Genomic DNA, 14,196 nt, shown 5'->3' with positions numbered 1-14,196 from the left:
GCACTATAATATCTGTAGACATTATAGCACGGTTTTTTCCATAAAACAAGAACAAAGTGGACAGGCCCGTTTTAATTCCTCCCCGGTTTTTACAGGGAGAAAAAATTCACCTGATAGGAAATCGCTTTTCCTGCGCCTGTTATTTTTACCTGAAACTGGTCCCCGGAACGATAGGAAATATTATTGGGACGGAAGATAATACAGCCTTTGGCTCCGTAATTATTGTTTTCCACATTAAAATACCCATATTTCCTGTTGTTTTTTGAAAAGGTCCATTTTTTTCCGTCTTTTTTTCTGGTCAGTACCACTTTTACTTTGTCTGCATTCAGTTCTCTTCCCATACTGATGCTCCAGGGATAAGAATCTCCGAAAAATTCCAGCGGCATGTTCTGAGCCGGCCAGGCAACGCCGTAATACGATGATTTTCCGAATGCATTATCTATGGCATACATGGCGGAATAAGAAGACGGCCATTTTTCCGTTCCGGATACAAAACCGAACCCTGTTTTTTTCATAGGCGGGTTTAAAATCCAGCGGCGATGGCCTACCAGTGGAATATTATCCTTGTCTCCGTCATACATCCACATTCTGACCAACGGATAATTCAGCCCCGCGGGACCTCCGAATGATGTTGCCAGGTTACTGCTGCCGGCTCCGGAATAACACAGCTGATAAAAAGACTGGCTCATTCCGGATGGTTTGGCCGGATAATGGCTCATACTGTTGTTCACGCAATTAATCAGAGCTGCTGCCTGGGCCTTTTTTGTATAATTGTCATCCAGTTTTACATTGTCATTGATTCCTGCAATGTACCGGATGGCATTTAAAGTCTTTAAGGCAGATTTCAGACTTTTCTTATCTATCTTTCCTGCGGAATAGGGGGCTTTTAACTTCGGCGCTTTGCTGAATTTCACCTTCTCGTTAATATCAATTTTCTTTGATTTCAGATAGCGGCGGATTTCACTTTTTGAATGATATTTTACATTAATGCCTTTACTGCCTGCCGCCTGAACGTCAGCGGGCGCCACATTTATGCAAAGAGATACCGCCAGCGCCAGCAAACATATTTTTTTCAGAACTTTTCTCATCTTATCACATTTCCCTTCTTTTTATTTACTTTACTTTTCCATCAGCGCATTTTCTCATCACCGTTCTCTCTGCAGAATTTTCGGAAACAGTATCAAAAATGCGGCAGTAGTGGCCACCCCGGCAGCAAAATCAGAAACTGCCTCTGCCAGAAACACTGCCATCAGCTTATTTTCCAGAAACACCGGAAGAATAAAAATCAGCGGTATCATCAGGATCAGTTTTCGAAAGCAGGCGAAAAACAGTGACACCTTTGCCTGTCCCAGCGCCAGAAATGTCTGCTGGCACGCCATCTGAGGCCCCATGGCAAAGGCTCCCGCTATATAAAACCGCATCCCCCAGCTGGCCATTTCATACAGCTCCTGTGAACTGCTGTTGAATATTTTTACGAATACGCCCGGAACCGCCATCACCAGTATCCAGGCTGAAGTGGCAAAAATCCCGCAACAGCACAGCAGCAGCCGATAAGTCTTTTTTACACGTTCATCGTTTCCGGCTCCGTAATTGTAACTGACAATGGGCTGGGCTCCCTGCGTCAGACCGCTGAGAGGCAGGAAAATCATCTGCATCACACTGCCCAGAATCGTAATGGAAGAAACTGCCAGGTCGCCGCCATACCGATAGAGGGAGGTATTAAAGGATATATTAATCAGGCTTTCGGTGCTCTGCATCACAAAAGGCGATATGCCAAGGGCCAGAACCGGAGCCACATATTCTTTTTTCAGCTTCATGTACTGTTTCTCAATCCGCAGTTTCGTTTTCCTGCCTCTGAGAAACCGCACCACCCACACTGCCGACACCGCCTGGGAGAGAATAGTGGCCAGCGCCGCTCCTGACACGCCCATATGAAAACCGAAAATAAAAACCGGATCCAGGATGATGTTTAGCACAGCGCCTATGAGAATGGTGGCCATGCCTTCCATGGCAAATCCCTGCGTTGTAATAAAACTGTTCAGTCCAATTGCCAGCATGACAAATATGGTTCCGCACACATAAATCCGCAGATAGCCCCAGGCATAGGAAATGGTATTTTCACTGGCTCCGAACAGAAACAGCAGTTCTTTTCCGGTAAACAGAAAAAGAAGCGTAAGCAGCACCGCAAGGCCCGTCAGCATTACCACGCAGGCCCCCAATGTCTTTCTGGCGCCTTCCATATCCTGTTTCCCCATATAAATAGCGGCTCTGGGCGCTCCTCCGATTCCAACCAGCGCACTGAACGCCATAATTATCAGAATTACCGGCAGACACAGGCCGATTCCTGTCAGGGCAATGGCCCCTGTATCCGGAATGTGCCCGATATAAATTCGGTCCACAATATTGTAAAGCATGTTGACAACCTGGGCCAGAATTGCCGGCAGTGCCAGCTTCAGCAGAAGTTTTCCCAGAGGGTCTTTTCCCAGGTCCGCTGCCTGATTTTTATTTACCAACGCCATACTGATTTCCTTTAATTTTTACTGTTCTGTCTTTTGCTGACAAAATCAATGATAAGATCCACAGCATCTTCAATGCTGATAACGCTGCTGTCAATGGTAAGATGGTATCCGTCGCATTCATTCCACTTCTCATCGGCATAATAGGAATGGAATCCGGCTCTGGCCTTGTCCTCTTTTTCCACCAGCCTTCTGGCCTTATCCGTGCTGATTTTCCGGTCCGTGGCTGTCTTGTCGATACGGTATTCTTTGGGTGCATGGATAAATACGCTGGTCATATCCGGATTATCTTTCAGGAAAAAGTTTCCGCATCTTCCCACAATCACACAGTCTTCTTTCTCTGCCAGATTCTTCATAAATTCAAAAGGTACTTTTCTCTGTCCATGGGATCTTATGTCTGTTGCAATGACATACAGCAGGCTGTTGACGGACTGTTCTTCGTAAAAATCCCGCAGTTCATCATATTTATTCATTTTCCTGGCTTCCTCCGCCATGGACTCCTTGTCATAATATTTAATATTCAGTTTTTTGGCAAGCTGGCGCCCAATCACATGTCCATAACTTCCAAACTCCCTGCCAATTGTAATAATCATAGTATCACTCCTCATCTGATCTTTTTCAAACACGTTATAGAATTATTATATCACTGTGATTTAAAATTACAATCGCCTGTTGAAAAAAACAGGGACAATTTATGGCTGTCTTCCACAAATCATCCCTGTTTTTCTTCTGTTTTTCCGTATTTTCATTCCCGTATACCTACGCTCTGCGGGAAAGATTTCTGAGCATTTCCACATTCAGATTTCCGCCCATCATCAGGGTTGCTGCTGCGAACTGTGCTCCGTATTTTTCCATGTAATTTTTTACTGCTTTCTGAATCATTTTCATAATAGTTCCTCTCCTTTTCCATAAGATGTTTTCTCTTTACGCTGTCTATCATACTATCCTGCAGTCCGAAAAAACAGGTGATATTTTGACTTATTTTAAGTCGATATTGACTTTTTCTGCTGGTTTTTATATAATTTCAGCCAGAAAAACTGTATACGGGAGGCATATGTTTATGGCAGAACCCTATTATGAAATTTTCCGTGAAATCAATGAAGCCGGCATACAGCTTGCATACCATACCATCCCCGGAGGCTATCATCCCCTTCACTGGCATGAAGAACTGGAACTGCTCTTTCCTCTGAACGGAGATGCTGCTGTCACCATAGACGGAAAGACCTTTCAGTTAAGGCACCGCCAGATTCTGGCTGTGGAATCGGGACAGGTACACAGTACAAATACCAGCAGCGACCGTCTGATGTGTCTCTGCATCCACATATCCAAATCTCTGATGAGACGTTACATGCCGGATATTGAATGCTTCCGGATTCACTGCATTCCGGATGAAATCACCGATTCACAGTTCGGGGAATATCTGCACCTGTGCCAGATGGCCGAAACACTGACCCGGCTCTACATTGAAGAACTGCCTGCCACACTGCTGGAATCCGAGGGCATTATCCTGCAGATTCTGGCTCACCTGATGCGGCATTTCGCCTGCAAAACAGCACCTGAATTATCTTCCGGCGATATGCAGGCCCGCCAGAAACTGCGGGACATCATCACTTATGTGGGAGAACATTTCCGGGAACCCATAGCTCTTTCGGATGCTGCCGCACTGCTGAGCCTGAACAAAGAATATTTCTGCCGTTTTTTCAAAAAATATATGGGGCTTTCTTTTCTGCAGTACGTGAATGAAATACGGATTACCCATATCTATCGGGAATTACAGAATACAGACGCCCCTGTTTCTGAAATCATGGAGGCGAACGGATTTACCAGCCAGAAATTATTTAACCGGACCTTTAAGGAAATTTACGGGTGTACCCCTTCGGCTGTGCGGAAAGGAGAAACAACGTGTTAGCATGACACGGGATTTCCTGTGAGAGAACAAAGTGGGCAAACCCACTTCAACTCCCCTGCCCCTCAATCTTGAGGGGATTGCGCATAATGGTTTTATCTTATAGGAAGACGCTTTCACGCTTTAGCGTGACAAAGTCTTTCCTATAAGAGAACAAAACCCCGGAAATTTCAAATTTCCGAGGTTTACCAGAGGCGCAGACCGGATTTGAACCGGTGAATCAGGGTGTTGCAGACCCACGCCTTACCACTTGGCTACTGCGCCGCAATATAACTGCCAGAATACTGGCTTCCATATAACAAATTCATACCTGAATCTATTATATTATAGCAAACATTAAAATATTCGTCAAGAATTATCTTCTGAGAAATTTTATCAATGACTCCTACGGGAATCGAACCCGTGTTACCGCCGTGAAAGGGCGATGTCTTAACCGCTTGACCAAGGAGCCTTAGTTATGTCAGCAACAAATAAAATACTAACACAACTTTATTCTTTTTGCAAGTACTTTTTTAAATTTTTTACTAATTATTTTGTAACAGTTCAGCCATAGCCTGTGTTCTGTGGGAATCATGCTGGCATGAATGAGCACAGAATGCTGGCTATGAGCGGAGCGCCACTTAAGCCTCAGACAGGAGCTGCCTCTGGCAGCGGATAGCCTGCCTGACAGGCGGTCTGGGGCCTGTCTAAAGGCGCGGACTGAACTGTTACATTATTTCCCATCCTGAACGTCTAACCTTTTACCACGCCCACTGTTTTCAGTTTTTTCACCGGTGTTACCAGATCCGCCTGCTGCGCCATCACCTGGTCAATATCTTTGTAGGCAAACCGGCACTCTTCCGGCACATCGTTCTTTTTGCGTTTTCCAAGGATAATTCCCTGCTCCTTTAAATCCACCATGACTTTCTCCACGGAAAAAGTCTTCATGGCTCCTGACCGGGAATAATTTCTGCCTGCACCGTGGGAAGAAGAACAGAAGGACTCCGGATTTCCCTTTCCCTCCACCACATAGCTGTACGAGCCCATGGCTCCCGGTATGACAGCCAGTTCTCCCGCCCGGACTCTGGTAGCTCCTTTGCGGTGTACCCACACATTTGCGTCATAATGATTTTCCAGAGCGGCATAATTGTGGTGACAGTTAATCTCATCCCCAAATTCCACCTTAAGTTCCGTATGTTTCTCAATCACTTCTTTTACAATGGTACAGGTTTTCTCCAGCATACGGGCCCGGTTTTCAAAAGCGTAGTCCAGAGCCAGATTCATCCAGCGGATGTACTGCTGCCCTTCCTCAGAGTCAACGGGCAGAAAAGCCAGCCGGTATTCTTCCTCCACCTGACTGTACCATTTCCGGTTCAGTTCCCTGGCCCTCTCATGAAAATAATCGCAGATGGCCTTTCCAAGGTGCCGGCTGCCGGAATGAATCATAATACAGAGATATCCTTCCTCATCCTCCTGAAGTTCTATAAAATGGTTTCCCCCTCCCAGACTTCCCACCTGAAAATACCCGTCTTCAATCAGAGGAACCAGTTCCGGATTTTTCTCATAGTAATCAGATTCCTGTTTTGCCCGGTCAAGAACTTCCGACTCCTGGGGCTTCTTATACCGCTCGGTATTTAGCGGAATGGTACGCATAATATTACCGATTATTGCCTGAATGATACTTCCGTTTCCAGTCTGTATGTCCTGAATTTCCTCCATACGGATATTGGTGGGGATATAATCCATACCGCAGCCGATATCAACGCCCACCGCATTGGGAATAATCACGTCTTTAGCTGCAATCACCCCGCCGATTGGCATTCCCTTTCCTGTATGAGTATCCGGCATGAGACATACCCATTTATGGATAAATGGAAGCTGCGACAGGTGATATGCCTGTTCCAGACAGCTCTCCTCCAGATGCTCCATATTTTCCAGCCAGATTTTCACCGGAAATCTGGTGTTCTCGTTATAAAGTACAAACATATCATCCTCATCCTTTCTGTTTTCCTGTTGTCAGGCAATTGCGAAACGCTTCAATTATCAAAATTTCATGTACAATTTCCACAATTTTTTTAAATATTTTCATCATACAAAAGGCCGAAATGCCAGACGCACCGGACATTCCGGCGAGCCTCTGAATACAAAGAATCATGTTCAGCAAAGGCTTCCATATTTCTTTGAGTCTCGCCTCCATGGTGCTGAAATGCATTTCTCACCTTTTGTATGAGAAAATATTTGTACTCAAACTTTCTGAATTGTACATGAAATTAGTATAATTACTGAATTTCGCAATTGCCTGTTCCTGTTGTTGCACTCATTATATACAGAAACCGGAAATTTATCATTTCAAAAAGGTTGCGAACTTTATGTTCCGTCCCTTATAATGAGAACTGAGAACAAAGTGGACACAGGAGGAAATGAGATGTCCGATTTTCAGGAACTGATACGGAGTTTTTCCAAAACAAGAGAATACGTCCGGGATTTTTTTGTCTATGGATTTAAGACCAGAAGCGAATTTAAGGAGAAAAGCCCCCGGACTTATGACAATGAGCGCCGGCGGCTGGAAAGCTGGCTGAGCCCTTATGTGCGGAAAGATTATGTATCTGGCGGCTCCAACATTTCCCTTGCCATTGACAGCAATCTTCTGGACGTCAATCCCCTGTTCCGGGTCTGGAAAACAAAAAGTTTTACAGATAACGACATTGTCCTGCATTTTCTGATTCTGGATTTACTGCAGGACGGAAAACATCTGACCGCAGAGGAAATCACAGACTGTCTTCTCACAGAATATGAAGTGGTTTTTGAAGTGCAGACTGTCCGAAGGAAATGCAATGTTTATGAAAAAGAGGGCCTGCTGATGAAACAGAAAGCCGGGAAAAAAGTTGTTTTCTTTCTGGACAATACGCTGGCGCGCTGGCTGAAATCCAATGAACAGGCTCTGGACGCACTGGCATTCTATCAGATGGCGGGAGCCCTTGGCATTATCGGTAACGTACTGTCCGAACAGTTTGATTATAAGAATCAGACCTTTCGGGTAAAACACAGTTTTTTTGTACATACACTGGAAGATGAAATTCTTCTGCTTCTGCTGGAAGCCATGAACGGGAAGTTAAAGACGGAGCTTACGCTGAAAAGCTCCAAACGCAATATGAAACATACGGTTTGCTGCATTCCTCTGCAGATTTTTGTCAGTGCCAGGAGCGGCAGACGGTTTCTCTGCGGATACACGGAAAAAAACAGGCGGTTTACCTGTTTTCGGCTGGATACCATTAAAGCTGTCACTCTGGGAGGATCTGCGGCATCATATGAAGAACTGAAAGAAAAACTGAACCGGAACCGTTGTCATCTCTGGGGAGTGTCTTTCCAGGGAACGGAACGCCGTCATCTGGACACACTGACCATGACATTGCAGATTCAGGAACCGGAAGAACATTATATTGTAGAACGGCTGAACCGGGAAGGCAGAGGCGGTACTGTTACCAGACTGGGAAAAAATGTTTACCGTTATGAGCGGAAGGCTTTCGACTGCAACGAAATGCTGCCCTGGGTCCGTACCTTTACCGGCAGGATTCTTTCACTGGAATGTACTGCCAAATCGGTAGAACACAGGTTTTATCAGGATTTACAGGCCATGTACCGCATGTACGGAACCAATGGAACATGAAAGGGAGGGAAGCATAAAATGGAACTGTTTTCTGAAGTGTACAGCTGCTATTATCAGGTGCTGCGCCATTTGCTCTCTAACTGTAATCCTCTTACCATAGAAGAAATCCGCAGTCAGATTCACAGAGAGGGATTTGAGGAAAGTCTTCTCTCCATCATTCCCAAACTGGAAAACGGGGACTGGAACTTATTTCAGAAAGAAGGAAATCTCTATCTTTCCAGATTAAAATCAGATTTTCTTACGCCTGTCTCAAATCTGGAAAAATCCTATCTGAAAGCTCTGCTGGCTGATTCGCGCATATCGCTTTTTCTGCATCCGGAACAGGAGGAAGTTCTGAATCAGATGCTGGCCTCTGTGCCTCCTCTCTGGAAACAGGAGCACTTTTATTACTATGACCGATTTGCGGACGGAGACCCCTGTGACGACGACCTCTACCGCAGCCATTTTCGTACCCTTCTGCTGGCCCAAAAAGAGAAACGATACGTGGATATTGACTACAATTCTCCTTCCGGACATCGGGTTCATCATTATTACGTGCCTGCCCGGCTGGAATATTCTGTAAAAAATGACAAATTCCGGATTCTGGCCCTGAAAGCTGCCGGGAATCATACTATGCGTCCGGAAATTCTGAATATCGCCCGGATTCAGAGTCTTCGCCTGACAGAGAAAATCCTTTCCTCTCAGGTGGATGTAAACGCCGTAATCCGACAATCTTATTACAGAGAGCCTCTCCGGATTCAGATTGCCAGCCGCCGCAATGCCCTTGAGCGGGCAATGCTTCATTTTGCAAATTATGAAAAAAATACCAAAAAAACAGATGAGAACACTTATGAATGCCTGATTTACTACAATCAGGCCATGGAAACGGAATTATTAATAGAGGTTCTGTCTTTCGGCCCCATGCTTAAAGTTCTGGGAAATGAAAAATTTCTCCGCAGCCTGAAAGAAAGGCTCCGAAACCAGAGAAGTCTGATTTCTCCGGACTCCTCCGGTTTTATACTATGTCCACTCCCATAAAAAACAGCATTACAATTGCCTCGGCAATTCCCAGAATGAGAATTCCTGCCTTTCCCAAAACCCCCGGTTTTTTTATTTCTACGGGAAGCAGATATCCCGTTCCTGTCAGCAGCAGCAATACCGGAAAACAGATAAGATTTTTCAGCAGTCTGTGGTCATACAGAAGATAAACGGCCGGCAGCAGAATTGCTATGGTGGTCACCGGAACCCCCAGATAGCTCTCACGCTTTTCTGAAGTCATTCTCTGACGTTCTTCTTCCAGTACGTTAAAATATGCCAGCCTTATCAGCGCACACAGTACAAATAACGCGGCTATCACTCCCACAGGGGTCTGCTTTCCGGAAATTATATAAACAAAAATTCCGGGAAAAACGCCAAAACTGATTAAATCACTCAGGGAGTCAATCTGAATACCAAATCTTTTTTCACTTTCTGTTCTTGTTTTGGTGGCCGCCACGGCTCCGTCAAACATATCACAGACTCCGGCTACCATCAGACAGACCACCGCATTCCAGTAATCCTGACTCAGCAGCCGAAGTATGCCCACAAATGCTGACAGCATACCGCAATATGTAAGTATTACCGTATAATCATAATATCCAAGCAATTTTTTCTTCATCATCTTCTCCTCATCCGTTTATCTTTATATCAGTCCAAACACAATACTGTAGGCCAGAATGCACCATGGTTTTCCCAAAATGATAATCCATATAAATTTTCTCCTGTTCATCTGAATCAGACCGGAAAAATAGCAGAGAAAATCATCCGGAAACAGCGGGAGCAATATGGCCATAAACAAAAGCCAGTCGTAAGATCTGCTCCTCCCAATCCGCCCGCTCCATTTTACATACTGCTCTTTGGGAAACAGGGTAAGGACAAGGTCAATCCCATATTTCCGGGCCAGAAAATAAGCAATAATCGAACCGGCGCTAATCCCTATATAATTGCACCAGAATCCCGGCATGGTTCCAAATGCCACCGCACCCGCCGCACAGCCCAGATAACCCGGCAGTACCGGGACCACCACCTGAAATGCCTGAAATACGGTAAGAACCAACGGGGCTGCCAGACCGAAACCTTTCATATATTCCTGCAGGGATTCTACGGAATCAAATTTCTGGTTAAAGATATCTTTTATAAAAATCAGAGCCAGAATAATCACACCTGCAATTACCAGTATTTTTACTTTTTTTACCATACAGTCCCTTTCCCGCTGTTTTATTTTTCCGTCTGCAGTTTCTTTCCTCCCATCCTGCCTTCTGCTTTCAGAATGAAATTCATATACCATCTGGAAAATCCGCATTTTTCCACAAACAGATAACTTATTTCTGCTATGGCAACTCCCGCCGCCACATCAATCAGCACATGCTGTTTTGTGGTAAGAGTAGATACGCAGACACTTAATGCCATGAAAAGAGAAGCAAACCTGTACCATTTCGGTATTTTTTCATTTTTCCTTACCGCAATAAAACAAAACCAGCTTGTCAGACAATGAATGGAAGGAAAGAGATTATCGGCCGCATCCAACTGATACAGCAGTTTCATGCATTCATCCCATATACCGCTTCCTTCAATGACTGGCCGGGTATTTGTAGTCGGTAAAAAAAGAAAGCAGAGAAAACATACCAGTTTTGTCAGCAAATCCGCACTTAGAAAGCGAAATGCTTCTTCTCTGTCCTGTCTGCATCCAATTACATAATTTACAACCCAGAACACGTAACAGCCCAGATATATGGTGACTGTCCAGGGTACGAAGGGAATCCTGTCGTCCAGAGCATTGGAAAGATTGTAATGCACTTTGTCTGACATAAACAATCTTGTCCCATTATAGGCTATGGAATTACATACAAGGGTAAGAACCAGGGGCAGCCGCATAATTCTCGGTACAATTTGCATTTTTTTGCGCATACATATCTCCTTTTCCTACATAAATATAAACCATAGTTCTTAAATAGGGCTTAAATTATTTCTTAAGTTTTCTTAAATTTTTCAGCAGAAAAAGATGAAACTATTTATAAACATGTTTCATCTCTTCCTGTTCGGATTTCTGATACACAAAATCCTGTAAACATTGCTGCCTACAGGATTCCTTTTCACTCCCCGAGTTGGGCTCGAACCAACAACCCCGCGGTTAACAGCCGCGTGCTCTACCATTGAGCTATCGAGGATTATCTGTTCAGTTTTCTTTTCTGTACCCTGAAAAACCCATACAGCCTACAGCCCTTACATCTCCTCTTCCCGTCTTACATCTTCTTCCTTCTTTCTTCCTCTGGTCAAGCCCTCGACCGATTAGTAGCAGTCAGCTCCATCCATTGCTGCACTTCCACTCCTGCCCTATCTACCTCGTACTCTCCAAGGGGTCTTACTTCTTTCGAATGGGACATCTCATCTTGAGGGGGGCTTCACGCTTAGATGCCTTCAGCGTTTATCCCGTCCGGACTTGGCTACCCTGCCATGGCACTGGCGTGCCAACAGATGCACCAGTGGTCCGTCCATCCCGGTCCTCTCGTACTGGGGACAGCTCCTCTCAGATCTCCTTCGCCCGCGCCGGATAGGGACCGAACTGTCTCACGACGTTCTGAACCCAGCTCGCGTACCGCTTTAATGGGCGAACAGCCCAACCCTTGGGACCTGCTGCAGCCCCAGGATGCGATGAGCCGACATCGAGGTGCCAAACCACTCCGTCGATGTGAACTCTTGGGAGTGATAAGCCTGTTATCCCCAGGGTAGCTTTTATCCGTTGAGCGATGGCAATCCCACGTTCTGCCACCGGATCACTAAGTCCTACTTTCGTACCTGCCCCACCCGTCGGTGTCGCAGTCAGGCTCCCTTCTGCCTTTGCACTCTCCAGATGGTTTCCGTCCATCCTGAGGGAACCTTTGAGCGCCTCCGATACCCTTTCGGAGGCGACCGCCCCAGTCAAACTCCCCGCCTGGCATTGTCCCACCGCCGGCTTACGGCGGCTGGTTAGAAACCCGGTACTGCAGGGGTGGTATCCCAACAGCGGCTCCGCATGGGCTGGCGCCCTTGCTTCTTAGCCTCCCACCTATCCTGTACATGCAGCACCAGATCCCAGTACCAGACTGGAGTAAAGCTCCATGGGGTCTTTCCGTCCTGGCGCGGGTAGCCAGCATCTTCACTGGCATTTCAATTTCACCGGGTGCATTGTCGAGACAGTGCTCAGATCATTACGCCTTTCGTGCGGGTCGGAACTTACCCGACAAGGAATTTCGCTACCTTAGGACCGTTATAGTTACGGCCGCCGTTTACCGGGGCTTGGATTCAGAGCTTCGCACCGCGATACCCTGAAGGGCACCGCAAATACTAACCCCTCCTCTTAACCTTCCGGCACCGGGCAGGCGTCAGCCCATATACTTCACCTTCCGGTTTTGCATAGACCTGTGTTTTTGCTAAACAGTTGCCTGAGCCTTTTCTCTGCGGCCTGCTTCCGCAGGCACCCCTTCTCCCGAAGTTACGGGGCCATTTTGCCGAGTTCCTTGACAATGCTTCTCCCGTCGGCCTTGGGATTCTCTCCCCATCCACCTGTGTCGGTTTACGGTACGGGTACAGGATAAACAATAGCGGCTTTTCCCGGTACGCGCTCCACATGCTTCGCTACTTTCTTTCGCTCCGCATCACAGCTTCGGCTTAACGGGGGGATTTGCCTCCCCGCCACCTCTTCTGCTTGCACCGGGCTTTCCGTTCCCGGCTCATGCTTCCCGCATACGTCCCCACAGTTCTGTTATCCCGCAGTACAGGAATATCAACCTGTTGTCCATCGGCTACGCCTTTCGGCCTCGCCTTAGGTCCCGACTTCCCCAGGGCAGATCAGCTTTACCCTGGAATCCTTGGATATTCGGCCGGAAGGATTCCCACCTTCCTCTCGCTACTCATTCCGGCATTCTCTCTTCCCGCCTCTCCACAGCTCCTTCCGGTACTGCTTCTTCGTGGCGGCAATGCTCCTCTACCGATGTATTACTACATCCCGCGGCTTCGGCGGCGTGTTTCAGCCCCGGACATTTTCGGCGCAGGACCTCTCGACCAGTGAGCTGTTACGCACTCTTTGAATGCATGGCTGCTTCTGAGCCAACATCCTGGTTGTCTTTGAAATCCCACATCCTTTCCCACTTAACACGCACTTGGGGGCCTTAGCCGGCGGTCCGGGCTCTTTCCCTTTTGACTGTCCAACTTATCTCGTACAGTCTGACTCCCATGAACCATCTTTACGGCATTCGGAGTTTGATATTCTTCGGTAAGCTTTGACGCCCCCTAGGAAATTCAGTGCTCTACCTCCGCAAGACTCTCATGAGGCTAGCCCTAAAGCTATTTCGAGGAGAACCAGCTATCTCCGGGTTCGATTGGAATTTCTCCCCTATCCACACCTCATCGCCACCCTTTTCAACGGATGTGCGTTCGGCCCTCCACTCCCTCTTACAGAAGCTTCAGCCTGGACATGGATAGATCACCCGGTTTCGGGTCTGCGCTGTCTGACTGTGGCCCTTTTAAGACCCGGTTTCCCTGCGGCTCCGCACCTTCAGTGCTTAACCTCGCCGGACAGCGCAACTCGCCGGACCGTTCTACAAAAAGTACGCGGTTCCGCTTCCGCGGTCCCACAGCTTGTAAACACAGGGTTTCAGGTTCTCTTTCACTCCCCTCCCGGGGTTCTTTTCACCTTTCCTTCACAGTACTCTGCGCTATCGGTCACTAAGTAGTATTCAGCCTTACGGGGTGGTCCCCGCTTCTTCCATCAAGGTTCCACGTGTCTCGATGTACTCTGGATCCCGCCTGGCTGCCTTCGGCTTCGGTTACGGGGCTTTCACCCTCTTTGGCTGGCTTTCCCAAAACCATTCCCCTGCCTCCTGCAGTCCTTCCTGCGGTCCGAACCCCGGCATGCTCGCATCCCGGTTTGGGCTCCTTCCCTTTCGCTCGCCGCTACTCAGGAAATCGATGTTTCTTTCTTTTCCTCCGGCTACTCAGATGTTTCACTTCACCGGGTTCCCCTCCATGCGTTATGGATTGGCGCATGGATACATGAGGTGTACTCATGTGGGTTTCCCCATTCAGATATCCGCGGCTCTTTGGATATTTGCTCCTCCCCGCGGCTTTTCGCA

Annotated in this window: 11 protein-coding genes, 3 tRNA genes and 1 rRNA gene (1 of these 15 cut by a window edge); 3 read left to right on the top strand and 12 right to left on the bottom strand. The window is 47.0% G+C overall.

The window, feature by feature from the left end:
• Window positions 1–89: 89 nt before the first annotated feature.
• From VSQ32_17560 to VSQ32_17545, 4 genes are all read right to left on the bottom strand, one after another.
• On the bottom strand, window positions 90–1,088 hold the full coding sequence (locus tag VSQ32_17560) for a CAP domain-containing protein (protein ID MEH2944604.1): 999 nt from the start codon (window positions 1,086–1,088) through the stop codon (window positions 90–92).
• A gap of 57 nt (window positions 1,089–1,145) precedes the next feature.
• Window positions 1,146–2,519 (bottom strand): MATE family efflux transporter, encoded by a 1,374-nt coding sequence (locus VSQ32_17555; protein ID MEH2944603.1) that lies wholly within the window; start codon window positions 2,517–2,519, stop codon window positions 1,146–1,148.
• A gap of 11 nt (window positions 2,520–2,530) precedes the next feature.
• The gene (locus VSQ32_17550; protein MEH2944602.1) at window positions 2,531–3,109 is read right to left on the bottom strand and encodes a cytidylate kinase-like family protein; all 579 of its coding nucleotides are present in this window, start codon (window positions 3,107–3,109) and stop codon (window positions 2,531–2,533) included.
• A gap of 166 nt (window positions 3,110–3,275) precedes the next feature.
• Window positions 3,276–3,404 (bottom strand): hypothetical protein, encoded by a 129-nt coding sequence (locus tag VSQ32_17545; GenBank protein ID MEH2944601.1) that lies wholly within the window; start codon window positions 3,402–3,404, stop codon window positions 3,276–3,278.
• 172 nt (window positions 3,405–3,576) lie between these two features.
• Here VSQ32_17545 and VSQ32_17540 point away from each other — a divergent pair, with 172 nt between their 5' ends.
• Window positions 3,577–4,425, top strand: a complete 849-nt coding sequence (locus VSQ32_17540; protein MEH2944600.1) for an AraC family transcriptional regulator — start codon at window positions 3,577–3,579, stop codon at window positions 4,423–4,425.
• 189 nt (window positions 4,426–4,614) lie between these two features.
• Here the strand turns inward: VSQ32_17540 and VSQ32_17535 are convergent.
• From VSQ32_17535 to VSQ32_17525, 3 genes are all read right to left on the bottom strand, one after another.
• Window positions 4,615–4,686: transfer RNA gene (locus VSQ32_17535), tRNA-Cys, on the bottom strand.
• Between the two features lie 115 nt (window positions 4,687–4,801).
• Window positions 4,802–4,873, bottom strand: a tRNA-Glu gene (locus tag VSQ32_17530).
• A 281-nt stretch (window positions 4,874–5,154) separates the two neighbouring features.
• Window positions 5,155–6,387, bottom strand: coding sequence for an RtcB family protein (locus VSQ32_17525; GenBank protein ID MEH2944599.1), 1,233 nt, complete (start codon window positions 6,385–6,387; stop codon window positions 5,155–5,157).
• 439 nt (window positions 6,388–6,826) lie between these two features.
• Here VSQ32_17525 and VSQ32_17520 point away from each other — a divergent pair, with 439 nt between their 5' ends.
• Window positions 6,827–8,068: a WYL domain-containing protein gene (locus VSQ32_17520; protein MEH2944598.1), complete on the top strand. Its 1,242-nt coding sequence runs from the start codon at window positions 6,827–6,829 to the stop codon at window positions 8,066–8,068.
• Window positions 8,069–8,086: 18 nt separating this feature from the next.
• A complete protein-coding gene (locus VSQ32_17515) occupies window positions 8,087–9,085 on the top strand; it encodes a WYL domain-containing protein (GenBank protein ID MEH2944597.1) in 999 nt (332 codons plus the stop codon).
• Here the strand turns inward: VSQ32_17515 and VSQ32_17510 are convergent.
• The 5 genes from VSQ32_17510 to VSQ32_17490 all read right to left on the bottom strand — a co-directional run.
• On the bottom strand, window positions 9,063–9,704 hold the full coding sequence (locus tag VSQ32_17510; protein ID MEH2944596.1) for a CDP-alcohol phosphatidyltransferase family protein: 642 nt from the start codon (window positions 9,702–9,704) through the stop codon (window positions 9,063–9,065). The genes VSQ32_17515 and VSQ32_17510 overlap by 23 nt on opposite strands.
• A 24-nt stretch (window positions 9,705–9,728) precedes the next feature.
• Window positions 9,729–10,283 (bottom strand): VTT domain-containing protein, encoded by a 555-nt coding sequence (locus VSQ32_17505; GenBank protein MEH2944595.1) that lies wholly within the window; start codon window positions 10,281–10,283, stop codon window positions 9,729–9,731.
• Window positions 10,284–10,303: 20 nt separating this feature from the next.
• The gene (locus VSQ32_17500; protein ID MEH2944594.1) at window positions 10,304–10,993 is read right to left on the bottom strand and encodes a phosphatase PAP2 family protein; all 690 of its coding nucleotides are present in this window, start codon (window positions 10,991–10,993) and stop codon (window positions 10,304–10,306) included.
• A gap of 188 nt (window positions 10,994–11,181) precedes the next feature.
• Window positions 11,182–11,253, bottom strand: a tRNA-Asn gene (locus VSQ32_17495).
• Window positions 11,254–11,354: 101 nt separating this feature from the next.
• Window positions 11,355–14,196 (bottom strand): 23S ribosomal RNA (locus tag VSQ32_17490) (it continues 66 nt past the right edge of the window).

Source organism: Lachnospiraceae bacterium JLR.KK002 (genome assembly GCA_036941025.1).
Classification (GTDB): Bacteria; Bacillota; Clostridia; order Lachnospirales; family Lachnospiraceae; genus Petralouisia.
This window is presented reverse-complemented; position numbering and strand designations above follow the sequence as displayed.

Excerpts from the sequence above, each read along its gene's own strand:
- VSQ32_17560 (MEH2944604.1), bottom strand. The coding sequence starts at position 1,088 with ATGAGAAAAGTTCTGAAAAAAATATGTTTGCTGGCGCTGGCGGTATCT.
- VSQ32_17555 (MEH2944603.1), bottom strand. The coding sequence starts at position 2,519 with ATGGCGTTGGTAAATAAAAATCAGGCAGCGGACCTGGGAAAAGACCCT.
- VSQ32_17550 (MEH2944602.1), bottom strand. The coding sequence starts at position 3,109 with ATGATTATTACAATTGGCAGGGAGTTTGGAAGTTATGGACATGTGATT.
- VSQ32_17545 (MEH2944601.1), bottom strand. The coding sequence starts at position 3,404 with ATGAAAATGATTCAGAAAGCAGTAAAAAATTACATGGAAAAATACGGA.
- VSQ32_17540 (MEH2944600.1), top strand. The coding sequence starts at position 3,577 with ATGGCAGAACCCTATTATGAAATTTTCCGTGAAATCAATGAAGCCGGC.
- VSQ32_17525 (MEH2944599.1), bottom strand. The coding sequence starts at position 6,387 with ATGTTTGTACTTTATAACGAGAACACCAGATTTCCGGTGAAAATCTGG.
- VSQ32_17520 (MEH2944598.1), top strand. The coding sequence starts at position 6,827 with ATGTCCGATTTTCAGGAACTGATACGGAGTTTTTCCAAAACAAGAGAA.
- VSQ32_17515 (MEH2944597.1), top strand. The coding sequence starts at position 8,087 with ATGGAACTGTTTTCTGAAGTGTACAGCTGCTATTATCAGGTGCTGCGC.
- VSQ32_17510 (MEH2944596.1), bottom strand. The coding sequence starts at position 9,704 with ATGAAGAAAAAATTGCTTGGATATTATGATTATACGGTAATACTTACA.
- VSQ32_17505 (MEH2944595.1), bottom strand. The coding sequence starts at position 10,283 with ATGGTAAAAAAAGTAAAAATACTGGTAATTGCAGGTGTGATTATTCTG.
- VSQ32_17500 (MEH2944594.1), bottom strand. The coding sequence starts at position 10,993 with ATGCGCAAAAAAATGCAAATTGTACCGAGAATTATGCGGCTGCCCCTG.